We start from the raw sequence: 21,415 nt of genomic DNA, 5'->3' as shown, positions 1-21,415 counted from the left end.
ACCATGGTGAGTCTCACCGCCCTGCCGGTGGCCCGACCGACGGTCCCCCGCTCCGTGGCGCTGCCGGCCTGGCTCGAGGTGGCCAAGCCCCGCCTGATCCCCCTGCTGCTGGCCACCACCCTGGCCGGGATGGCCATCACCGGCGGGGGCATCACCGCTCCGGTGATCGCCTGCACCCTGGTGGGTGGCGCGCTGGCCTCGGCGGCAGCCGGGGTGCTGAACTGCCTCTGGGAGCAGGATCTGGACGGACGCATGCAGCGCACCAGCCGCCGCGCGCTCCCCTCCGGCCGCCTGGCCCAGCAGCAGGCCTTCGCCATGGCCGTGGCCCTCACGCTCGCGGCCGTGGGCGTGCTGGTGGTGGGGGTCAACGCCCTGGCGGCCAGCCTGGCGCTGCTGGGTCTCTGCAGTTACGTGCTGCTCTACACCGCCCTGCTCAAGCCCCGCACACCCCAGAACATCGTGATCGGGGGTGTGGCCGGAGCGATTCCTCCCCTGGTGGGGGCCGCGGCGGCCAGTGGGGGGCTGTCCCTGTCGAGCTGGTGGCTGTTCGCCCTCGTGATGGTGTGGACCCCCGCCCACTTCTGGGCCCTGGCCCTGCTGCTCAGGGACGACTACCGCTCGGTGGGCATCCCCATGCTCCCCGTGGTGAAGGGGGTGTCCGTGACCGCCCGTGCCATCCGCACCTATGCCTGGATCACCGTGGTGCTGAGTTTGGGCGGCGTTTGGATGCTTCCCAGTGGCGGTCTGCTCTACGGGCTGCTGGTGCTTCCCTTCAACGGCCGACTGCTGCAGCTCGTGCAGGCCCTGGTGGCCCGGCCGGAGGATCCCGGCTGCGCCCGGTCCCTGTTCCGTTGGTCGATCCTTTACCTCTTCGGGATCAGCCTGCTGCTGCTGCTGGCCCGTCTGCCCCAGGCCGACGCCCTCTCCATGCCGTTGGGGATGCTGCCTACATTGGGCGGCTGATCAGCGGAACAGGGCTGCCATGGCCATGGGAGTGGGGAGGTGGTGATCGCGATCCGGGAGCTGCACAAGACCTACAGCAGCGGCGGCAAGCACGTGCAGGCCCTCAACGGCCTCAGCCTCTCGGTTCCAGAGGGCACCCTCTACGGCCTGCTCGGGCCCAACGGCGCCGGCAAGACCACGGCCCTGCGCATCCTCTGCACCCTGCTCGCACCGGATCGGGGCAGCGTCGAGGTGTCCGGCGTCGATGCCCTCCGCTCCCCGCGGCAGGTACGGCGCCTGCTGGGCTATGTGGCCCAGGAGGTGGCGATCGACAAGATCCTCACGGGCCGGGAGCTGCTCCGGCTGCAGGGTGACCTCTATCACCTGCAGCGTGCCGGCAGGGATGAGCGCATCGAGGAGCTGATCGGCCTGCTGGGCATGGCCGACTGGATCGACAGACGCTGCGGCTCCTACTCGGGCGGGATGCGTCGCCGGCTCGACCTGGCCTCCGGGCTGCTTCATTCCCCCCGGGTGCTGGTGCTGGACGAGCCCACGGTGGGGCTGGACATCGAGAGCCGGGCGGCCATCTGGGCGGTGCTGCGGCGGCTGCGGGACGGTGGCACCACGGTGGTGCTGAGCAGCCACTACCTCGAGGAGGTGGATGCTCTGGCGGATCGCCTGGCGATTCTCGAGCGTGGTCGGGTGATCGCGGAGGGAACCCCCTCCGAACTCAAGGATGCGCTCGGCGGCGACCGCGTCACCCTGCGGGTGCGGGAGTTCAGCGATGCCGAGGAAGCGAGCCAGGTGCAGACCCTGCTGAGCGCCTGCCAGGGGGTGCGCCAGGTGGTGGTGAACCGCGCCCAGGGCTATTCCCTCAACCTGGTGGTGGATGATCTATCGGTGGTGGAGCGGTTGCGGCAGCAGCTGGCGGAGGCCGATCTTCCGGTCTTCGCCCTCGCCCAGAGCCGCCCCAGCCTCGATGATGTCTACCTCCAGGCCACAGGCCGCACCTTGATGGACGCGGAGCTGGCCGTGGCCGGCAGCCGCGATGCCAAGGCCGAACGCAAACAGAGCATGCGCTGATCCCCGATGACCTCCGCCTCCCCCGCCGTGTCCTCCTCCGCCCGTACCGGCGCGGACGCGACACCTCCCGAAGCTTCGGCCCTGGCTGAGATCAGCCAGGAGACGCTGGCCCTCACCCGCCGGCTGTTCGTGCAGCTGCAGCGCCGCCCCTCCACCCTCATCGCCGGAGTGCTGCAGCCCCTGATCTGGCTGATCCTGTTCGGTGCCCTGTTCGCCAAGGCGCCTGCCGGGCTGCTGCCGGACGGCATGAGCTACGGCCGCTTCCTGGGCGCGGGCGTGATCGTGTTCACCGCCTTCAGTGGTGCCCTCAATGCCGGCCTGCCGGTGATGTTCGACCGGGAATTCGGCTTTCTGAACCGGCTGCTGGTGGCTCCCCTGCGTTCCCGCAGTTCGATCGTGCTGGCCTCCGTGCTCTACATCACGGCCCTGAGCCTGGTGCAGAGCGTGGCGATCATGGTCACGGCCGCCCTGCTGGGCTACGGCTGGCCCGGGGGTTCGGGCCTGGCCCTGGTGCTGCTCACCCTGCTGCTGCTGGTGTTCGCCGTCACGGCGCTGAGTCTGGGCCTGGCCTTTGCCCTGCCGGGGCACATCGAGCTGATCGCGGTGATCTTCGTGGCCAATCTGCCGCTCCTGTTCGCCAGCACGGCCCTGGCTCCGCTGGCGTTCATGCCGGCCTGGCTGGGCTGGCTCGCGGCCCTGAATCCCCTTACCTTCGCCATAGAACCGATCCGCGCCGCCTACGCCGGCCACCTCACGCTCTCGGCCACCGTGCTCGAGGCTCCCTACGGAGATCTCACCGCGGGTCACTGCCTGGGTGTGCTGGCCGTTCTGGCGATCGGCCTGTTCGCCCTGATCCGGCCGCTGCTGGATCGCAAGCTCACCTGATCCCTCCGGTCACCGTGCCCCGTCCGCCCCGCTTCCCCGCCCCCGACCGCCCAGATCCGGAGGCGCGCCTGCTGGCGGCGGTGGCGGAGCGGGACGGCGGTCAGGCACTCCGACTGGCCGAGCGGTACATCCATCGCCGCGGCATCGCCACCTTCCACACTCTGCTGGCTTCACGGCTGGCGCAGAGCCAGGGCCTGGAGGCCGCTCTCTGGCTTGCTTCCCTGGTGCGGGTGGAGCTGGACCGTCCGGAGGCCCTGGACGACGGGCTGGCCAGAGGTGTCCTCGAGGCCGCCCCGGCGACGGAAGCGACGACCCCCGCCGCGGATCCCTGGGCATGGCCCGGCATCCAGCTGGAACCCGTCGTCATGGAGCAGCCCGAGCCGGCCGCCGCCGCTTCGCTGGATCCCACCTGGCTCGACGACGTGGCCCGCGAACAGCAGGCTCTCGCCGCCGTCATCAGCCAGGTGCAGGCGTCCCCCTCGGAGCCCGACACCGCCGCTGCCGCAGACGCCGCCGCAGACGCCGACTACGAAGCAGATGCCGACGCCGTTGCCGATGCCGATGCCGATTCCCGCCCCGAGCCTGCTCCTGTCCCGCCGGACTTCCCCCAACCCGAGGCCCTGATTCCCCGCCTGAAAGCCAGCTGGCCGCCCGAGGGCGCCCCCAGGTCGAGGCCGGCCCCGGCCCCGGCCTCCCTGGCGCGCCTGCGCTCCTGGCTGCATGACGACGCCCTGCCGGAGGCGAGCTGAGCGTGATCCAGGCCCCATGGCCCCGTGGCCTGATCGTCTCCGTGCAGGCGCCCGAGGGTTCCCCGCTGCGGCAGCCTGACGTGATTGCGGCCATGGCCGAGGCCAGCCTGCTCCAGGGGGCCCGCGGGGTGAGGCTGGAGAGTCCCGAGCACATCGGAGCGGTGCGGCGCCGTTGCCCCGAGGCCCTGATCGTGGGCTTGTGGAAGCGCAGCCACGCCGGCTGCTCGGTGTACATCACCCCCACCTGGGAGGACATCCAGGCGGTCTGGGCCGCAGGGGCCGACGTGGTCGCCCTCGACGCCACCACCCGCCCGCGGCCGGGGGGAGTACCGCTGGCCGAGCTGATCGAGCGAGCCACCCAGGATCTCGGGGCTCCGCTGATGGCCGACGTGGCCTCGGTGGACGAGGGGCTGCAGGCGGCCCGCCTGGGTTGCGCCTGGGTGGGAACGACGCTCTATGGCTACACCGAGGCGACCGCCGGCTGCCAGCCTCCCGCCTGGGATCTGCTGGGTCCGCTGCGGCGGGATCTGCCGGGCGAGGTGCCCCTGATCTGCGAGGGGGGAATCAGCTCGCCGCAGCAGGCCCGCGAGGCGAGCCAGCGTGGTGCCGATGCGGTGGTGGTGGGCACCGCGATCACGGGAATCGACCTGCAGGTGGCGGCCTACGGCCGCGCCCTGCAGGACTGAACCGCGCCGGCCCGGAGCGGCGTCGGCGGCCGGCCGCTCACATCATTCCCGGCATCCCCATGCCGCCCATGCCGCCCATGCCACCCATGCCGTCCATGCCGCCGCCGGCGGGGGGAGCCGGAGGTTCGGGCTTGTCGGCGATCACCGCCTCGGTGGTGATCAGCAGAGCGGCGATCGACACGGCATCCTGCAGGGCGAGGCGGGTGACCTTGGCGGCATCGAGGATGCCCGCGGCCATCAGGTCTTCGTAGGCACCCGTCTGGGCGTTGAAGCCCTGGCCGCTCCGCAGGATCTGGGCACTCACCACGTCGCCGTCGATGCCGGCATTGCCGGCGATCTGCTTCACCGGTTCGGCGAGGGCGCGCTGCACGATCTCGACGCCGGTGCGCTCGTCGCCCTGGCAGCGGGCCGCCAGATCGGTGAGTCCCTGGGCCAGTTCCAGCAGGGTGGTGCCGCCTCCAGCCACGATGCCCTCCTCCACGGCGGCCCGGGTGGCGTTGAGGGCATCCTCGATGCGCAGCTTGCGGTTGCGCAGCTCGGTTTCGGTGGGCGCTCCCACCTTGATCACCGCCACACCGCCGGCCAGTTTGGCGATCCGCTCCATGAGCTTCTCGCGGTCGTAGTCGGAATCGGTGTTGTCGAGCTCGCGGCGGATGGCGGCGATCCGGTCGGCCACGGCCGCCTGGTGATCACCGCTGGCCACGATCGTGGTGCTGTCCTTGGTGATCGTGATGCGGCGGGCCTGGCCCAGATCCTGCAGACCGGCCTTCTCCAGGGTCATGGCCTGGTCTTCGCTGATCACGGTGGCGCCGGTGAGGATGGCGATGTCCTGCAGGTAGGCCTTGCGGCGATCCCCGAAGGACGGCGCCCGCACGGCGGCAACCTGCAGCACGCCGCGGTTCTTGTTCACCACCAGGGTGGCCAGGGCCTCACCCTCCACCTCCTCGGCGAGGATCAGCAGTGGCCGCCCATGGCGCGACACCGCCTCCAGCACGGGCACCAGGTCGGTGATGGCGCTGATCTTGCGGTCGGTGATCAGCACCAGCGGGTTCTCGAACACGCACTCGCGGCGGTCCTGGTCGGTGACGAAATAGGGGGAGCTGTAGCCCCGGTCGAAGGCCATGCCCTCCGTGATCTCCAGCTCGGTGGCCAGGGAATTCGACTCCTCCACCGTGATCACCCCGTCGGCGGTGACCTTGGCCATGGCCTCGGCGATCATGCGGCCGATCTCCTCATCGTTGCCGGCACTCACCGTCGCCACCTGGCGGATGGCGTCACCTTCCACGGCCTGGGATCGGGAGGCGATCCCCTCCACCACCTGGGCGGCGGCCCGCTCCATGCCGCGGCGGAGCGTCACCGGGCTGGCGCCGGCGGCCACATTGCGCAGGCCCTCCCGCACCAGGGCCTGGGCCAGCACGGTGGCGGTGGTGGTGCCGTCGCCGGCCTTGTCCTTGGTCTTGGTGGCCACCTGCTGCATCAGCTTGGCGCCGAGGTTCTCGAACGGATCCTCCAGTTCGATCTCCTTGGCGATGGTCACGCCGTCGTTGACGATGTCGGGGGCCCCGAACTTCTTCTCCAGCACCACATTGCGACCCTTGGGGCCGATGGTCACCTTCACGGCATCGGCGAGGGCGTTCACCCCCTTCTCGAGGGAGGCGCGGGACGCGTCGGAAAAGCTGACCAGCTTGGCCATCGGAGAATGCACGGGCTTGGAAACTCAGATTCCCATGGGGCCGGGGGGCCGGTCTGGTGGGGAAAGCCGAATCCACCTGGGCGCAGGAGCTCAGCGCCGGTAGGGTCTGGTCAGGGAGCCGGAGCCGCGCACGCGCTTTGGAAGAGCTGCTTCACACCGCCCTCGACACCGCGGCCGGCGAAGCCCTGGCCATGGACTCCGGCTCCACCCCCAGCGCCATGGTGTTCGTGCTGGTCACGGCCCTGGGGCTGCTGATGGCCCTGATCTACGTGCCGCTGCGGCTCTACTTCACCCTCACGGAGCGGAGCCGGCGCCTGCGGCTGCTGCAGCGGATCCGGCGCCTGCGGGAGGAGCTGGGCCAACCGATCAGCAGCTAGCCGGGCCTCCGTGCGCAGGCCTGGTGCCTGGTGCTTAGTGCCTGCTGCCTCGCGGCTCAGCGCATCACCATGCCGCCATCCACCTGCAGCACCTGGCCCGTCATGTAGGCCGCGGCGGGATCGGCGGCGAGGAAGCGCACGGCTCCGGCCACCTCCTCCGGACGTCCCATGCGGCCGAGGGGGATGGACTTGAGGATCGGCTCCTTGTCGAGCTCGGCGGTCATGTCGCTCTCGATGAAGCCGGGTGCCACCGCGTTCACCGTGACGCCCCGACCGGCGAATTCGGCGGCGTTGCTGCGGGTGAGGCCGATCACCCCGGCCTTGGCGGCGCTGTAGTTGGCCTGGCCGGCGTTGCCGAACAGAGCCACAACCGAGGTGATGTTGATGATGCGGCCCTGGCGGGCCTTGAGCATGGCGCGACTGGCCGCGCGGGTGCAGAGGAACACGCCCGTGAGGTTGAGGTCGATCACGCTCTGCCAGTCGGCCGTCTTCATGCGCATCACCAGGCCGTCGCGGGTGATGCCGGCGTTGTTCACGAGCACATCGAGCTGGCCTTCCCGCTCCAGCACGGCCTTCACCATCGCGTCCACCTCGGCCTCATCGGCCACATTCGCCTGGTGGGACCAGGCCTTGCCGCCGGCGGCTTCGATGGCCGCCACCACGGCGGCCGCCGCCTCCGGGGAGCTGGCGTAATTCACCACCACGGTGGCCCCGGCTTCGCCCAGCTCCCGGGCGATGGCGGCACCGATGCCCCGGCTGGCGCCGGTGACCAGCGCGACCTGACCTTCAAGGGGAGCGGCGACGGCCATGGCGGTGGGGCGACTGGCGCCGATCGTATGGCGACGGGGGGACGCCCCCGATTCAGCCGAGACCCAGGGCCGTGAGCACGTCGGCGCTTCCCAGATCGCCGAGCTGGCCGGCCTGGCCCAGGGCCTTCACCCCCTCGCGGCTGGGCAGTTGCCAGGCCGGACGGCCCAGCGCCACCAGGGGCACCCCCAGCAGCACGGCCAGGTCGATGCTGGCGGGATCGCTGGCCAGCACCACATCGGCGCTGGCGAGGCCGGCGGCCTTCTGCAGCCAGGAGCCCTCGGCCAGGCGGGCGCTGCGCACGGTGGTGAGGCGCCGGCGGATCAGCTCCGGCAGCTCCTGCCAGCGTTCCGCCGGCCAGTCGGCGGCGCCACCGGCCGGCGCCTGGAGCAGCAGGGGGCCATCGCCTGCCGGCAGCGCCGCCACCGCCTCCTGCAGGGCCGCCGGCGCCACCGGCAGACGGAAGCTCTGGGCCTCGAGGGCCACGCCGATGGGCTTCAGCCAGGCCTCCCAGGCCTGGCAGGGCCAGACGCCCTCCGGTTCCTCCACCCGCTCGGTGGCGGAGAATCCTCCTGTGGCCACACGGGTGGGGATGTGGCTCATCGCCAGCATCAGGTCCACCTGGCGGCCGCTGGCCCGGTTGAAGCAGAGCTGGAAGTCGGGCTCACGCACCGTTCCCAGCAGATTGGCCCAGTCGGCGAGGGTGGCGCTGGCCCAGTTGAACGGGATGGCCCGGCTCACCTCCGGGTGGAGGCGCCAGAGCCCCACGCTGTCGGCGGGGCACACCACCTGGATCTCGGCCTGCAGCCGCCCGGCCAGGGCGGCGACGGCCGGGAAGGCCTGGAGCTGCCGGCTGCTGTCGCCCGGGATCAGGAACAGGGCGCGCATCGGAGGGGGCAGGCACGGCGGCCTGATTGTATGGAGCCAGCCTGGAGAGCCCCCGGCAGGGGAGACGCCTTTGCATCTGTTGATCGCCGCCGCCGGCAGTGGCCGCCGCATGGGTGCCGCCGGCAACAAGCTGCTGCTCCCAGTGGCGGGCCGACCCGTGCTCGCCTGGACCCTGGAGGCGGCCCTGGCCTGTCCGGCCATCACCTGGATCGGCATCGTGGGCCAGGCCGTCGATGAGGCGGCCATCGCCGCGATCGTGGCCTCCGCCCGCCCCGACCGGCCGGTGGTCTGGATCCTCGGCGGCGAGACCCGTCAGGAGTCGGTGAGCCGCGGGCTCGCGGCCCTGCCCCCCCAGGCCACGGGGGTGCTGATCCATGACGGGGCCCGCTGCCTGGTGGAGCCGGATCTGCTGGCCCGCTGTGCCGATGCCGTGGCGTTCGGGGCGGCCGTGATCGCCGCCACCCCCGTGACCGACACGATCAAGCAGGTGGATGGAGAGGGTGAGATCCAGGCGACCCCGGATCGCCGGGCGCTCTGGGCAGCCCAGACGCCCCAGGGGTTTCCGGTGGCCGATCTGCGGGCAGCCCACGCCGTGGCCGAACGGGAGGGCTGGAGCGTCACCGATGACGCCGCCCTGTTCGAGCGGCTGGGCCGGAGTGTGCGGGTGCTGGAGGCGCCGCCCTCCAACATCAAGCTCACCACCCCCTTCGATCTGATCGTGGCGGAGGCGGTGCTGGCCGCCCGGTGCCAGCCGGCCGAAGCCCTCAGTCCAGAAGGGTGAGCCGGCCCTCCGAGGCGTCCAGCCGTGCCCGCCGGCCCAGGGGAAGAGCCCCATTGCCCACGGCATGGCCCACCGGCAGCTCGGCCAGCACCGGCACCCCCAGATCGGCCGTGCGCTCCCGCAGCACCTCCTCCACGCTGAAGCGGGTGGCCCTGTCGCCGTCCCGGGCAGCGTCGCCGCTCTGATCCTCGGGGTCGCCGCAGCCTGTGAACCGGCCCAGGCCGATGCCGGCCAGCCCGCGCAGGGCGCCGCTCAGGCGCCACTGGGTGAGCATGCGGTCGATCCGGTACGGAGCTTCGCCCACGTCCTCCAGCACCAGGATGGCCCCGCGCAGTTCCGGAACATGGGGGGTGCCCAGCAGATGGGTGGCCACCGTGAGATTGGCCGCCAGCAAGTGACCTTCCGCCACGCCGTCCCGCCAGCCCACCCCCTGCAGGTCGGACACCGGCGCTCCGAACAGCAGCGCCCGCAGCCGCTCCTGGCTCCAGGCCGGCTCGGCCGCCAGCGTGCTCAGCAGCGGGCCATGGATGCCGCCACCCTTCCCCTGAGCCAGCTGGGACCAGAGCAGGGCGGTGACGTCACTGAACCCCAGCAGCCAGCGGGCCTGCAGGGCAAGGGGCTGCTCCAGCAGCCGGGCCGCGCCCCAGCCGCCCCGCAGGCAGGCCAGCAATCCGGCGCCCACCTGGTCCGCCCGCAGCAGATCCTGGGCGCGCTCCTGATCACGGCCCGCCAGGTAGCCCCAGCTCCGCTGTTCGAGCGCCCGCCGCTCCACCTCCAGCCCCCAGGCCTCGAGCACGGCGATTCCCGCCTCCAGCCGCTCCACCACCCCCGGACCCACCAGGGCCGAACTGGCGGCCACCAGGGCCACCCTGTCGCCGTGGTGCAGCGGCGGCGGCCAGGACAGTGCCGGACTCATGGCAGCCGTCCCAGCACCAGCGCCAGCAGCAGCAGCGCCCCCAGCCACACCTGCCGGCTGAAGTGGCGCCCGAAGAACCCGCGGGACAGGAACCCGTCGGCCCCGGCGGGCACGCGGTCCAGGGCGAGGCCTTCGCGCACCATGCCGAGGGCGCCCACCGCCCCCAGGGCCCAGCCCAGGGGGTGGAGCGCGCCTGCCCCCGAGGGAAGAGTCAGGGCCGCCAGCGCCAGGCACAGGCCCGTGCCGCCATAGCAGGCGGTGACCACGGCCGGTGCCCGGCCCTCCAGGCTGAGGGCACTGCTGCGCACGCCGATGCGGCGGTCGTCGTCCCGGTCGGCCATGGCGTACACCGTGTCGAAACCGAAGGTCCACAGCAGGGTGGCCAGCCAGGCCAGGGCCAGGGGCCAGCCCTGCAGGGAACCGCTGGCCGCTGCCCAGGGGATCAGCACGGCGAAGCCCCAGCACACGGCCAGCACCAGCTGGGGGTAGGGGAACCAGCGCTTGGCCGAGGGGTAGAGCAGCACGGGCGGCAGGGCCGCCACCGCCAGCAGCAGACAGAGTCCCCGGTTGGCTGCCGGCAGCCCCCACAGCACCACCGCCAGGGCCAGCAGCAGGGCCAACAGCAGCAGCAGCACGGCCTCAGCCACCCCCACCCGGCCGGAGGCGAGCGGCCGCTGGCGGGTGCGCTCCACCTGGGGATCGATGCGCCGGTCCCACAGGTCATTGGCGATGCATCCCGCCGCGCTCACGGCCAGACCACCGATCACCACCGCCAGCACCAGCGGCGTGTCAGGGGGGCCCTGGGGCAGCAGCCAGAGGCTCCAGCCGGCCGGGATGAGCAGGATCAGGCGGCCACTGGGCTTGTGCCAGCGCACCAGCTCCAGCCAGGCCCGCAGCCTGCGGGCGGTGCGGCTGGCCGCTCCCCTGTCGCGTGCGGCGTCGTCCATGCCTCCCCATCGCCGCGCCGAACGCTAGGGCGGCAGGACACGGTGCCAAACTGAGCCCGCCATGGCTGTCACCAGTTCGATGGCTGAGTCGTCCACCGCCCCGCGTACCGATCGCCGCCGGGTGGCTGCCATCGACATCGGCACCAATTCCATCCACCTGCTGATCGCCGAGGTGGATGAGGCCCTGCGCAGCTTCTCGGTGCTGCTCGCCGAGAAGGCCACCACCCGCCTGGGTGAGCGGGACCCGGAGACGGGGGACCTGAGCCCTGCCTCGATCGAGCGGGCCTTCCGCACCCTCCGTCATGACAAGGCCCTGGCCGAAAGCCATGGCGTCGAGCAGATCGTCACGGCGGCCACCAGCGCCGTGCGGGAGGCCCCCAACGGCCGTGATTTCCTCCAGGCCCTCGACGACCAGCTCGGCCTCACGGTGGATCTGGTGAGTGGCCCGGAAGAGGCCCGCCTGATCTATCTGGGCGTGCTCTCCGGCATGAGCTTCGGCGAGCAGCCCCACCTGATCCTCGACATCGGCGGCGGCTCCACCGAACTGGTGCTCGGCGACGGGCGGGACGCCCGCGCGCTCACCAGCACCCGCATCGGGGCTGTGCGGTTGCAGCGGGAGTTCTGCCAGCAGGAACCGCTCCCCACGGAGCGCCGCCGCTTCCTGCAGGCCTACATCCAGGGCGCCCTGGATCCGGCCGTGGCCGAGGTGAAGCGGGCCCTGCAGCCCGGGGAACAGCCGCGCCTGGTGGGCACCAGCGGCACGGCCATGGCGATGGCCTCCCTGGCCGCTGCCGAGGATGCCAAGCCACCGCTGAAACTCCAGGGCTACTGCCTGCCCCGGGCCCGGCTCGATCAGCTCGTGGAGCGGCTGCTGGCGATGACGCCGGAGCAGCGCCGGGGCCTGTCCGCCATCAACGAGCGCCGTGCCGAGATCATCGTGCCCGGGGCCCTGATTCTGCAGACCGCCATGGATCTGCTGGATTGCCCGGAACTGGTCGTGTGCGACCGGGCGCTGCGGGAAGGGCTGATCGTGGACTGGATGCTCCGCAACCAGCTGCTGGGCGATCGCTTCTCGTTCCAGAGAAGCATCCGCGAGCGCACGGTGCTGCACCTGGCCCAGAGCTACAGCATCGACCGGGAGCGGGCCGACCGCGTCGCCGCCTACGCCCTCAGCCTCTACGACCAGACCCGGGGGATGCTGCACCACGACGGCGGCGAGGGCCGGGCGCTGCTCTGGGCGGCGGCCCAGCTCCACACCTGCGGGAAGAGCATCAACATCTCGGCCTACCACAAGCACACCTGGTACCTGATTCGGCATGGCGAGCTGCTCGGTTACTCCCAGGCGGAGCACCTGATGGTGGCGGCCATCGCCCGGTATCACCGCCGCAGCCTGCCCAAGAAACGCCATGAGTCCTGGCAGCTGATCGAGGAGCGGGAGCAACGGCGCACGGTGTTTTCCATGGCCCTGCTGCTGCGGCTGGCGGCGGCACTGGACCGTCGCCCCGCCCGCCTGATCGGAGCCCTGCGGGTGCATCAGCCCGACGACGGCGTGCTGGAACTGGAGCTGGTGCCCCACGCCGTCGAGCCCGGTGAGCCTGTGCCTGATCTCGGGCTGGAGCGCTGGAGTCTCCGCTCCTGCGCGGAGGTGGTGGCCGAGGCCAGCGGCCTGGAACTCAGGGTGCGGGAGCCTTGAACCGCTGCCACTCCACATCGTTGATGTCGCCGAGCGGGCGCGAGCTACGCCCCGGGGCGGTCACCTCCACCAGATCGGGCCGTCCGGCGAGCACCAGCAGATCGCCCTGGTAAGGGAACACCCGCTCCCCCACAAACGTGCCGCGGAAGAGGCTGATGCCGCTGGATGTGCGCACCTCCAGCCAGCTCGGCTGGCCGGCCTTCACCACCAGGGCGGCCTGCTGCGGAGGCTCGCTGGGTGTGGCAGGAGGGGGGGGAGCCGAGCCGGAGGACGGTGCGGGCGATCCTGACGCCGCGGGATCGCTCGCAGGTTCGGCCATGGACGCTGCCGTGGTGACCGCCTGCTGAAGCCGTTGCTGGGCCACCGGACCGACGCGCCACACCGCCAGGGCGCCGGCCCCCAGCAGGGCGAGCACCCCCACCAGCTTCAGGCCAGGAGCGAGGGCCCCTGGGCGGGCATGGCTTGAGTGGGGCAGGACAGGCTGGCGCCGGGGCGCGGGTGCGCTGCTGGCGGCCGGGGTGTCGCCCGTCTCCAGGGGCTTCACCACCGGCTTCACCACCGCCGCGGCCCGGTTCTGGCGCAGGGCCTGGATCTCGGTGTCGATGTTCACCCCGAGGGCGCAGGCCACCCGCCGGGCCTGGGCGATCACGAACACCGGTTCGGGCAGCCCGTCGGTGTCGGCCTGCTCGAGGGACTGCAACTGTTCCCGGCCCATGTGGAGCCGCTGGGCCAGATCCTCCAGGCTGATGCCTTCCCGCAGCCTCGCCTCGTGCAGGCAGGCACCCAGCCGCTGCAGATCGGGGTTGGGGTCTGCGCTCATGGGATCCAGCTGATCCGGGGTTGGCGTTGGACGCAGGCACCGGCTGACGGGGTGGCCAACCGGACGCTGCCATCAGGCAGGCCAGCACCGCCAAGGGTTGCAGCTCCGGCCTGGAGATGCAAGGGAGCCCCAGGACGCGGCGTTCGGGCTGCGGATTCGGCGCCAGACCGCTCAGAGAGGGCTGGCGCCGTGATGGGCAACCGATGAAGCCAATGGGATGGGCGATACTGGATTCGAACCAGTGACCCCTTCCGTGTGAAGGAAGTGCGCTACCGCTGTGCTAATCGCCCGATCGGCCGGCGAGCACGCATCGCGGGCGCCGGCAGGAGCAGAGCTTAAAACACCGCCGGCCGCGACACCTCAGGCTGCGAACCCTCTGGCCGCAACCCCGGTCATTCGATCGGCGAACATGGCAGCAGTCTGCGCTGCAGTGCTCGCTGCACCCCGATCGACCCTGTGACCACGGCCTCCGACTCCTCGCCTGCCGGCAGCTCCGCCGCGGCCGACCCCCTGGACGTGCTGGTCGTGGGTGGCGGAGTCTGCGGCACCGCGCTGCTGTTCGAGCTGGCCCGCTACACCGACCTCGGACGGGTGGCGCTGGTGGAGCGCTACGACAGCCTGGCCAGGGTGAATTCCAGGGCCACCAACAACAGCCAGACCATTCACTGCGGCGACATCGAGACCAACTACACCCTGGAGAAGGCGCTCCGGGTGAAGCGCACCGCCGAGATGATCGTGCGCTATGCCGAGCTGCTCGATCCGGCCACCCGCGAGCGCTGCGTGTTCCGCACCCCGAAGATGGTGCTGGGCGTGGGGCCCGCTGAATGCGCCGTTCTGCGGGAGCGCTTCGCCCGCTTCTCCCCCCACTTCCCGGCAATGGAGCTGCTCGACAAGCAGGCCATCGCCGCGTGGGAACCCCAGGTGGCCCTGCTGGATGGGACGCCCCGGGAGGAGGAGCTGGTGGCGATCGGCATCCGTCGCACTTACACCGCCGTGGACTACGAGGCCCTCGCCGCGTCGTTCGTCGACCAGGCCCATGCCGCGGTGGCCTCCACCGACCGGCAGCTGTTGATCGAGCTGGGCACCACCGTGACCCGCATCACACGCGAGGGGGAGGGCTACAGGGTGAGCCTCAGTCCCACGCCCGGCTGCACCGGCGCCACGGCCCAGGGGCGCCGGGAGGTGTGGGCCCGACACGTGGTGGTGAATGCCGGAGCCCACAGCCTGCTGATGGCCCAGGCGATGGGCTACGGCCTGGAGTATTCCTGTCTGCCGGTGGCCGGCAGCTTCTACTTCACCCCCGACCTGCTGCGGGGCAAGGTGTACACCGTGCAGAACGACAGGCTGCCGTTCGCCGCCATCCATGGGGATCCCGATGTGCGGGCTCCCGGCAAGACCCGCTTCGGACCCACGGCCCTGCTGCTGCCCCTGCTGGAGCGCTACAGGCCCGCCTCGTTCTGGGAGTTCCTGAAGGTGCTGCGGCTCGACTGGGCCGTGCTGGCGGTGTTCTGGCAGCTGCTGCGCATCGCCGACATCCGCAACTACATCATCAAGAACCTGCTGTTCGAGGTGCCGTGGCTGCGCCGGCGCCTCTTCCTCGCCGATGCCCGCAAGATCGTGCCGGGCATGCAGCTCGAGGACCTGAGCTTCGCCGAGGGCTACGGAGGCGTACGCCCCCAGTTGATCGACAAGCGGCAGCGCCGACTCCTGCTCGGCGAGGCCAGCATCGAGGCCGAGCCGGGCCTGGTGTTCAACGTGACCCCTTCGCCGGGGGGAACCTGCTGCCTGGGCAATGCCGCCCGTGATCTCGAGCAGATCGTGGCGCGGCTGGGTTGCCGCTTCCACCGCGAACGCCTGGAGCGGGAGCTCTACGGCGAGGCCGGCGCCGGGCCTGAGTCTGTCGGGGGGTCAGGCCCCGCCGCGGAACAGGTGGGAGTGGCTGGCTGAGTAGAGCTTCGAGCGGGCTTCGGTGCCTCCCGCCTCAGCGCCCCGACCGCGTGGCGACACCGCAAGGGCCGGACTCACCACATAGAGGGTGGTGCGGATCAGGCCCCGTTCCCGGCTGGTGCGGGCCATCGCGGTGAGGGGCACCACCGCGAGCCACTGGTCGGGCCAGCTCACCCGGTAGCCGATCGCCACGGGAGTGTCGGCAGGGTAGTGCAGCAGCAGCTCCTGCTGCACCTCCTCCACGTGGCGGGCACTGAGGTAGAGGCAGAGGGAGGCCTGCAGGGCCGCCAGCCGGCCCAGGGACTCCCGCTCGGGAACACCGGTGCGCCCCCCCGCCCGTCCGAGCACGATGGTCTGCACCAGCCCTGGGATCGTGAGTTCCTGCTGCAGGGCGGCCGCCGCGGCCTGGTAGGCGCTGAGCCCGGGCACCACCTCCACCGCCACACCGGCGTCGGCCAGGCGGCAGATCTGTTCGTTGAGGGCTCCGTAGAGACAGGGATCGCCATCGTGGAGGCGCACCACCCGTTTGCCCGCTTTGGCCCGCTCGAGCACCACCGCCATCACCTCCTCCAGGGTGAGGCTGCTGGTGCGGATGCGTTCACAGGGCTCCGGGGCGAGGGCCGCGACCTGGGGACTCACCAGCGAGTCGGTCCACACCAGCACCTCGGCCTGCTCCAGGGCCCGCAGCGCCCGCAGGGTGAGCAGATCGGCAGCGCCGGGGCCGGCACCCACGATCCTCACCATGGGATCCTGCTGGATCAAGGGGTGACCCCACTGGGGTCAGGCAGTGGGCGGTGGCGTCCGTAGAGCCACCAGAGACCCAGACCACCCAGGGCAATCAGCAGCAGGCTGATCACCTGGGCCATGCGCAGACCGCCCTCACAGAACGGAGGCTCGGAGAACAGGCACAGGGGATCGATGCGCAGCCCCTCGATCCAGATCCGCCCCGCGCTGTAGGTCATCAGATACACGCAGCTCAGGCTGCCTGGCGGCAGCGAAAGCCGTCCGCGCTGACCCTGGCGAAACAGCACCAGCAACAGCACGCACACCCCCACATTCCAGAGCGATTCGTAGAGAAAGGTGGGGTGGAAATCCATCTGATCGAGGAACTCGGCCGGACGGTTGGCCAGGGGGATCCGCAGCTTCCAGGGGAGCTGGGTGGGCAGGCCGAAGGCTTCCGAATTGAAGAAGTTGCCCCAGCGGCCGATCGCCTGGCCCAGGGCCACGGCGGGCATGAGCACATCCAGCAGGGGCCAGAAGCGCTGGCGCCGCCAGCGGCAATAGAGGACGGTGGTGATGGCCCCACCGATCAGGGCGCCGTGGATGGCGATGCCCCCTCGCCAGATGGCCAGGGCATCGGTCCAGTTGTCGGCGTACTGGCGCCATTCCAGCAGCACGTAGTAGAGGCGGGCGCCGATCACGGCGCCCAGCACCAGCAGGGGCAGCAGATCGGCGATCAGGGCAGGATCGATCCCCCGGGCCTTGCCGAGACGGGTGGCCAGCATCAGGCCGGCCAGCACCGCCAGGGCGATCAGCAGCCCATACCAGCGCAGACTGAGCGGGCCCAGCTGGAACACCAGGGGCCCGGGGGAGGTGAAGGTGAGGAGAAGGCTCAATGGACAGGCACGCTCAGACGATGCCTTCGGCGGCCTGGACCTTCTCGACCTGACGCTTCTTGAGCACGAGGAAGATCTGGGCCACGGCAATCGCCGCGAAGAAGGCGAGCAGGCCGTAGATCCTCACAGGGTTCTGGAGCACCACTTCGGCATCGAGCTGACCGAAGCCACCCACGTTCGGGTCGTTGGTGAGGGGGGCCCCGGCGGCCACCTCATCACCCACGGCGGCGGTGATGGTGGGGCCTACGGGAATGGTTTCGCTGACGCTGGACCCATCGGCCGTGCTGATCTCCACCACGGTGCCACCGCCCTCAGCGGGGGTGATGGCGGACACGGTGCCGGCAGCGGGGGCGGTGAAGACGGCGTTGTTGGACTTCTCACCGGTGGGGTACACCTGGCCGCGGCCGCGGTTGCCACCCACGTGGAGCTGGTACTTGCCGAAGTGGATGCTGCTGTCGGTGGCCGGGTCCGGAGCCAGCACCGGGAACACGATCTCCTGGTGCTGGTCGCCGGGCAGGGGGCCCACCAGCAGGATGTTGGGCTGGTCGTCGGAATACTGCGAATAGAAGATGCCGGCCGTCTCCTCCTTGAGCTCCTCGCTCATCCGGTCCTGCGGCGCCAGGGTGAAGCCATCGGGCAGCATCACCACCGCGCCCACGTTGAGGCCGGTGCCGCTGCCGTCACCGGACACCTGCTGCACGGAGGTGTCGTAGGGAATCTCCACCACCGCCTTGAACACCGTGTCGGGGAACACGGCCTGGGGCACTTCCACCCGGGTGGCCTTCTTGGCCAGGTGGCAGTTGGCGCAGACGATCTTGCCGGTGGCTTCGCGGGGGCTGGCGTAGTTCTGCTGGGCCCAGAAGGGGTAGGCCCAGCTCGGGGCTGCGGCCCCGAACAGCACGATGAAACCGATCAGGGAGCCGAGCAGCAGGGAGAAGGGGCGGCGCATCACAGGAGGGGCGACAGGGGCGGAGAGGGAAAACGGATCAGACCCACCAGGGCTTGTCGCCGTTGCGGAAGTCGGTTTCGGTCCACTGGCTCAGGAACACGTTGTCGTTCTCGACCGACACGTGGGCCAGGGCCAGGGAGAGGGGCGCCGGGCCGCGCACCACCTTGCCAGTGGCGTCGTACTGGGAACCGTGGCAGGGGCAGATGAACTTGTTCTGGCCGCTGTTCCAGGGCACCACGCAGCCCAGGTGGGTGCAGATGGCATTGATGCCGTAGCTGCCGATGGCGTCGTCGCCCTCGACGATCAGGTAGGTGGGGTCGCCCTTGAGGCCCTGCACGAGGCTGCGGTCGCCCTCCTTGTGGCTGCCCAGCCAGCCGTTGGCCGTCACCGGATTGCCCAGTTCGTCCTTGGCGGCGGTGCCGCCGCCACTGCCAGCGGCCTTGGGCGGGATGAAGTAGTTCACCACCGGGTAGAGCGCCCCCAGCGCCACCCCGGTGACCGACCCGAAGGTCAGCAGGTTCATGAACTGCCGACGACCCATTCCGGGCACATCACCGCTCGAAGCGCTCGCTGGCATCTGGGTCATACGGGGCGGCCTGAAAGCCACAGCAACGTGGCGGCCACATTAAGGCCTGCTCCTCCCCCGCCGGGCCGGCGGACGGGGCGCCGCCAGGGTCTGCAACAACCCGTTGCGGAGATGGGTTGCGGCAGGGTTTCCCTGGTACGGGGAGGGGGCTCCCTGCCCGACGGCCTCGCCGTGGATTCCTCCCCCCCGCTCACCGCCGAGGAGCTGCTCGCCCTGCTGCGCCGCCGCTGGCAGGCCAGCTACGACATCCAGCTGGTGCAGCGTCGCGGTCGCCTGTATCTGCAGGTGATGTGGGCCTACCTCGAGCAGCAGTCCTTCCCGCTCTCCCCCGACGAGTACACCGCCAAGCTGGACCAGATGGTCGGGCTGCTGAATGGCCTCGGGGTGGCGGCCCAGGTGCGCCGCTGGCTGGAGACCACCAACGACAAACCGCGGCTGGGTCGGGCTCTGGGCCTGCCGCTGGAGCTGCCGCCCGAGAGGCTGAGCGAGTTCCTGCTCTAGCCGCGCAGCCGCTCGGCCAGGGCCACCATCCCCACACCCGCTAGATAGAGCCCCGTGATGGCGCCGGTGAGCAGCAGCATGGTCACCGGGTCGGTGGAGGGGGTGAGCACCGCTCCTCCCAGGGCCGCCAGCAGCACCACCCAGCGCCAGGCCGCGAGCATGGTCCGGGCCCGCACCAGGCCGAGGGCTCCCAGCAGCAATTGCAGCACCGGCAGCTGGAAGGCCAGGGCGGTGGCCACCATCAGCAGCAGCACGAAATCGAGGTAGCGCTCGATCGACCAGCTCGGCTCCACCACGTCGGCGCCGTAGCTCACCAGGAAGCGCAGGGCCGCCGGAACCAGGGCCCACCAGGCGAAGGCCAGGCCCGCGGCGAACAGCACGGCCGACCCTGCCACGGCTGGCGCCACCAGGCGCCGCTCCCGCCGGGTCAGGCCCGGCAGCACGAAGGCCAGCCCCTCGTAGAGCATGTAGGGGAGGGCGAGGGTGAGACCGGCATAGCCGGCCACCTTGAGGGAGACGAACAGGAACTCGCCGGGGGCGAGCTGCAGGAAGCGGATGCCATCGGCCGGCACCTCCAGCAGGCGCACCAGCGGCTTCACGAAGGCCAGGCACAGGGCCGCCCCCACCAGCAGGGCCAGCAGGCTGCGCAGGATGCGGCGGCGCAGCTCCTCGAGATGGTCCACCAGGCTCATCTCCACCTCGCCCGGGAACTCGTCGCCGGGGCTGGGCGGACGCTCCTCCATGGCGGAGATCCGCCCGATCCGGATCGGCGGCGGCGGCTCCAGGCCTGAAGGGTCCTCGCGGGCGCTGTCGGTCATGGCTCCTGTGCGGCCAGCAGGCTAAGAGCCTGATCAGGGCGGCCCCACACCACCTCGCCGCCCCGGTGGCGCACCGTGCCGGGAGCCGCCCCTGGAATCCGTTGCAGCTGGTCGGTGGGCACCATCACCACCGGCACCCTGCGGTTGCCGCGCCCACGGCTGAAATGGGCGGCCAGATCCGCCGCCGCCTGCAGATCGGCCTCCTCGGCCATCCGCTCCGAACTGCGCAGCACCACGTGGCTGCCGGGCTGCTCCTGGGCGTGGAACCACAGATCACCCCGCCGTGCCTGCCGGAACACGATCCACTCGTTCTGGCGGTGGTTGCGCCCCACCCGCAGTCCGAGGCCGCTGGGGCTGCGCAGTTCCAGGGGCTGCGGCTCCCCGCTCCGGCCCGCTGGCTGGCCGCGCCGGGCTGCCGCCCGGCTCCCCTCGATGCAGGGGAGGTGGTCCTCCAGGTCCTGACCCAGGGCCTGCAGCTCCTCGAGGCTCTCGGCCTGCTCCAGGTAGGTGAGGCTGGCATCCAGCCAGGCCAGACGCTCTCGATGGAGGTCCAGCCGGGCGTTGATGGAGGTGACGGAACGCCGCCGCTTGCGGGCCTGCTGGTAGAGCTTCTGGGCCGCGGCGATGCAGGTGCGGCTGGGCTGGCGCTGGCTCAGCAGGGCATCGGCCTCCCGCTGCAGCGCATCGCTCTCCGGCACGGCATCCAGCAGGGCCTGCTGGCCCGCGGCCTGGGCCGATTCCCGTTCCAGCAGCCGCTGAAGGTGCTGCTCCAGCTGCAGTCGCCGTCGCTGGAATGCCTGAGCGGCCAGCCAGCCGCCGTAATAGTGGGCCAGGCCCGTATTCACGGCCATGGTGCCTGGCCCCCCCAGCTCCCCGGGCAGGCACCAGCAGCGGTAGCCCTCCCCTTCGCGGATCCAGCCGAAGCGCTCGTTCTGCACGGCCTCCTGCCAGGCCTGCCACCGCTCCCACAGGTGCTGCCACTGGTGGGGCCGCAGCGCCCCCACCGGCTGCTGCAGCCAGTCGGCTGGCACCAGCTGGCGGGCCAGGGCCGGGCTGATGCCCTGGTAAGCCCCGCGCAGGGCCTGCTCCAGGGGCAGGGGCAGCAGGGTCAGCTGCTGCTGCCAGCGGGCCTGGGAGGTGGCCCGGTCGGGAGGGTCACCTCCCAGCGGCGGCGGCGCTTGGTAGGGATCGCCCGTGGCGATCGGCCGCAGCCGCGACTGCCGCGGCCGCACCTGCCGGCCCAGGGCCACCACCTGGCGGCCGCCGCGGCCATCGGGCTCGAGCAGGAACAGGTTGCTGTGGCGACCCATGAGCTCCGCCACCAGCCAGCGCCGGGGCGGCTCGCCCGGGCGTGGGGCGAAGCCGAGCTCCACCACCCGCTCCCAGCCGCTCTGCCGAATCTCCACCAGGGCGAGGCCACCGAGGCCGTGCTGCAGCTGCTGGGCCAGGGTGCTGCCGGCGCCCTGCCGGGGCGGCGGCGCGATCGCGTGCACCCGGGCGGCCTCGGCCTGCCAGCTGAGGGCCAGCCACTGCATGCCCTCCAGGTGTCGCAGGGCCAGATGGACCGTGCCGGGATCCGCCTGCTGCGCCTTCTCCAGCCGGCTCGGCAGCAGCACCCGCCGCCACTCGGCCAGCACGGCCTTGAGGCTGGTGACATCCAGGGTCTGCAGGCTCGCCATGGCCGCGCTGGAGCCCAGCCGCACGCGCTTCTACTCTGCAGCCCTGCGTTCA

General features: G+C 71.3%; 22 protein-coding genes and 1 tRNA gene. 10 read left to right on the top strand and 13 right to left on the bottom strand.

All coding sequences use genetic code 11. The annotated features are described in order from the left end of the window. The first annotated feature begins 3 nt into the window (after positions 1-3). The 5 genes from CPCC7001_RS05965 to CPCC7001_RS05945 are packed head-to-tail and all read left to right on the top strand — an operon-like array spanning position 4 to position 4,345. Positions 4-963, top strand: a complete 960-nt coding sequence (locus CPCC7001_RS05965) for a heme o synthase (protein WP_006910328.1) — start codon at positions 4-6, stop codon at positions 961-963. Positions 964-1,002: 39 nt separating this feature from the next. Next, complete coding sequence (locus CPCC7001_RS05960; protein WP_006909042.1) at positions 1,003-2,025, top strand: ABC transporter ATP-binding protein; 1,023 nt, start codon at positions 1,003-1,005, stop codon at positions 2,023-2,025. Between the two features lie 6 nt (positions 2,026-2,031). Beyond that, positions 2,032-2,910 carry an ABC transporter permease gene (locus CPCC7001_RS05955; RefSeq protein WP_006910158.1) on the top strand — a complete coding sequence of 293 codons (879 nt, stop codon included), beginning with the start codon at positions 2,032-2,034 and terminating at the stop codon, positions 2,908-2,910. Between the two features lie 14 nt (positions 2,911-2,924). Continuing rightward, entirely contained in the window at positions 2,925-3,659 is a 735-nt protein-coding gene (locus CPCC7001_RS05950; protein WP_006909749.1) for a hypothetical protein, read from the top strand. Between the two features lie 2 nt (positions 3,660-3,661). Next, positions 3,662-4,345, top strand: a complete 684-nt coding sequence (locus CPCC7001_RS05945; RefSeq protein ID WP_006910101.1) for an N-acetylmannosamine-6-phosphate 2-epimerase — start codon at positions 3,662-3,664, stop codon at positions 4,343-4,345. A 37-nt stretch (positions 4,346-4,382) separates the two neighbouring features. Here CPCC7001_RS05945 and groL read toward each other — a convergent pair whose 3' ends face one another. Next, positions 4,383-6,038 carry a chaperonin GroEL gene (gene groL / locus CPCC7001_RS05940; RefSeq protein WP_006911651.1) on the bottom strand — a complete coding sequence of 552 codons (1,656 nt, stop codon included), beginning with the start codon at positions 6,036-6,038 and terminating at the stop codon, positions 4,383-4,385. A 137-nt stretch (positions 6,039-6,175) separates the two neighbouring features. On the opposite strand from groL, the gene CPCC7001_RS05935 reads away from it, so the two are divergent. Next, entirely contained in the window at positions 6,176-6,415 is a 240-nt protein-coding gene (locus CPCC7001_RS05935; protein ID WP_006909554.1) for a hypothetical protein, read from the top strand. Positions 6,416-6,471: 56 nt separating this feature from the next. Here the strand turns inward: CPCC7001_RS05935 and fabG are convergent, their stop codons facing one another. Both fabG and CPCC7001_RS05925 read right to left on the bottom strand, forming a co-directional pair. After that, positions 6,472-7,224 carry a 3-oxoacyl-[acyl-carrier-protein] reductase gene (fabG, locus tag CPCC7001_RS05930; RefSeq protein ID WP_006910893.1) on the bottom strand — a complete coding sequence of 251 codons (753 nt, stop codon included), beginning with the start codon at positions 7,222-7,224 and terminating at the stop codon, positions 6,472-6,474. 52 nt (positions 7,225-7,276) lie between these two features. Continuing rightward, the gene (locus tag CPCC7001_RS05925; protein WP_006911417.1) at positions 7,277-8,110 is read right to left on the bottom strand and encodes a glycosyltransferase family 9 protein; all 834 of its coding nucleotides are present in this window, start codon (positions 8,108-8,110) and stop codon (positions 7,277-7,279) included. A gap of 70 nt (positions 8,111-8,180) precedes the next feature. Here CPCC7001_RS05925 and ispD point away from each other — a divergent pair, with 70 nt between their 5' ends. Beyond that, positions 8,181-8,891: a 2-C-methyl-D-erythritol 4-phosphate cytidylyltransferase gene (gene ispD / locus CPCC7001_RS05920; protein WP_006910257.1), complete on the top strand. Its 711-nt coding sequence runs from the start codon at positions 8,181-8,183 to the stop codon at positions 8,889-8,891. On the opposite strand, the gene CPCC7001_RS05915 is transcribed toward ispD, so the two are convergent. After that, on the bottom strand, positions 8,875-9,807 hold the full coding sequence (locus CPCC7001_RS05915; RefSeq protein WP_006909595.1) for an LD-carboxypeptidase: 933 nt from the start codon (positions 9,805-9,807) through the stop codon (positions 8,875-8,877). The two genes, ispD and CPCC7001_RS05915, sit on opposite strands and share 17 nt — an antisense overlap. Further along, on the bottom strand, positions 9,804-10,754 hold the full coding sequence (locus tag CPCC7001_RS05910; protein ID WP_006910613.1) for a 4-hydroxybenzoate polyprenyltransferase: 951 nt from the start codon (positions 10,752-10,754) through the stop codon (positions 9,804-9,806). Before CPCC7001_RS05910 ends, CPCC7001_RS05915 begins: the two co-directional genes overlap by 4 nt. Before the next feature lie 61 nt (positions 10,755-10,815). Between CPCC7001_RS05910 and CPCC7001_RS05905 the strand changes: the two genes are divergently transcribed. Further along, entirely contained in the window at positions 10,816-12,447 is a 1,632-nt protein-coding gene (locus tag CPCC7001_RS05905; RefSeq protein WP_006910334.1) for a Ppx/GppA phosphatase family protein, read from the top strand. Here the strand turns inward: CPCC7001_RS05905 and CPCC7001_RS05900 are convergent. Together CPCC7001_RS05900 and CPCC7001_RS05895 are read right to left on the bottom strand one after the other, a co-directional pair. Continuing rightward, on the bottom strand, positions 12,428-13,267 hold the full coding sequence (locus CPCC7001_RS05900; RefSeq protein ID WP_006911003.1) for a helix-turn-helix domain-containing protein: 840 nt from the start codon (positions 13,265-13,267) through the stop codon (positions 12,428-12,430). The two genes, CPCC7001_RS05905 and CPCC7001_RS05900, sit on opposite strands and share 20 nt — an antisense overlap. A 218-nt stretch (positions 13,268-13,485) precedes the next feature. Continuing rightward, a tRNA-Val gene (locus CPCC7001_RS05895) sits at positions 13,486-13,557 on the bottom strand. Between the two features lie 166 nt (positions 13,558-13,723). On the opposite strand from CPCC7001_RS05895, the gene CPCC7001_RS05890 reads away from it, so the two are divergent. After that, positions 13,724-15,214: an FAD-dependent oxidoreductase gene (locus tag CPCC7001_RS05890; RefSeq protein WP_006910427.1), complete on the top strand. Its 1,491-nt coding sequence runs from the start codon at positions 13,724-13,726 to the stop codon at positions 15,212-15,214. On the opposite strand, the gene cobM is transcribed toward CPCC7001_RS05890, so the two are convergent. Genes cobM through petC form a run of 4 tightly spaced genes read right to left on the bottom strand, consistent with a single transcriptional unit; the run spans position 15,176 to position 18,365 of the window. Further along, positions 15,176-15,958, bottom strand: coding sequence for a precorrin-4 C(11)-methyltransferase (gene cobM, locus CPCC7001_RS05885; protein WP_043368679.1), 783 nt, complete (start codon positions 15,956-15,958; stop codon positions 15,176-15,178). The genes CPCC7001_RS05890 and cobM overlap by 39 nt on opposite strands. 14 nt (positions 15,959-15,972) lie before the next feature. Continuing rightward, positions 15,973-16,830 carry a prolipoprotein diacylglyceryl transferase gene (lgt, locus tag CPCC7001_RS05880; RefSeq protein WP_006910020.1) on the bottom strand — a complete coding sequence of 286 codons (858 nt, stop codon included), beginning with the start codon at positions 16,828-16,830 and terminating at the stop codon, positions 15,973-15,975. 13 nt (positions 16,831-16,843) lie between these two features. Continuing rightward, on the bottom strand, positions 16,844-17,779 hold the full coding sequence (gene petA / locus CPCC7001_RS05875) for a cytochrome f (protein WP_043368677.1): 936 nt from the start codon (positions 17,777-17,779) through the stop codon (positions 16,844-16,846). A 37-nt stretch (positions 17,780-17,816) separates the two neighbouring features. Continuing rightward, entirely contained in the window at positions 17,817-18,365 is a 549-nt protein-coding gene (petC, locus tag CPCC7001_RS05870) for a cytochrome b6-f complex iron-sulfur subunit (RefSeq protein WP_043368676.1), read from the bottom strand. A 171-nt stretch (positions 18,366-18,536) separates the two neighbouring features. On the opposite strand from petC, the gene CPCC7001_RS05865 reads away from it, so the two are divergent. Further along, entirely contained in the window at positions 18,537-18,866 is a 330-nt protein-coding gene (locus CPCC7001_RS05865; RefSeq protein WP_225867184.1) for a DUF3067 family protein, read from the top strand. Here CPCC7001_RS05865 and tatC read toward each other — a convergent pair. Next, a complete protein-coding gene (gene tatC / locus CPCC7001_RS05860; RefSeq protein WP_006910792.1) occupies positions 18,863-19,684 on the bottom strand; it encodes a twin-arginine translocase subunit TatC in 822 nt (273 codons plus the stop codon). The genes CPCC7001_RS05865 and tatC overlap by 4 nt on opposite strands. Further along, positions 19,681-21,363, bottom strand: a complete 1,683-nt coding sequence (locus CPCC7001_RS05855) for an NFACT family protein (RefSeq protein WP_043369627.1) — start codon at positions 21,361-21,363, stop codon at positions 19,681-19,683. The genes tatC and CPCC7001_RS05855 overlap by 4 nt, the downstream gene beginning before the upstream one ends. Positions 21,364-21,415 lie beyond the last annotated feature (52 nt).

Origin of the sequence: Cyanobium sp. PCC 7001, from assembly GCF_000155635.1 — a bacterium.
Taxonomy (GTDB): domain Bacteria; phylum Cyanobacteriota; class Cyanobacteriia; order PCC-6307; family Cyanobiaceae; genus NIES-981.
This window is presented reverse-complemented; position numbering and strand designations above follow the sequence as displayed.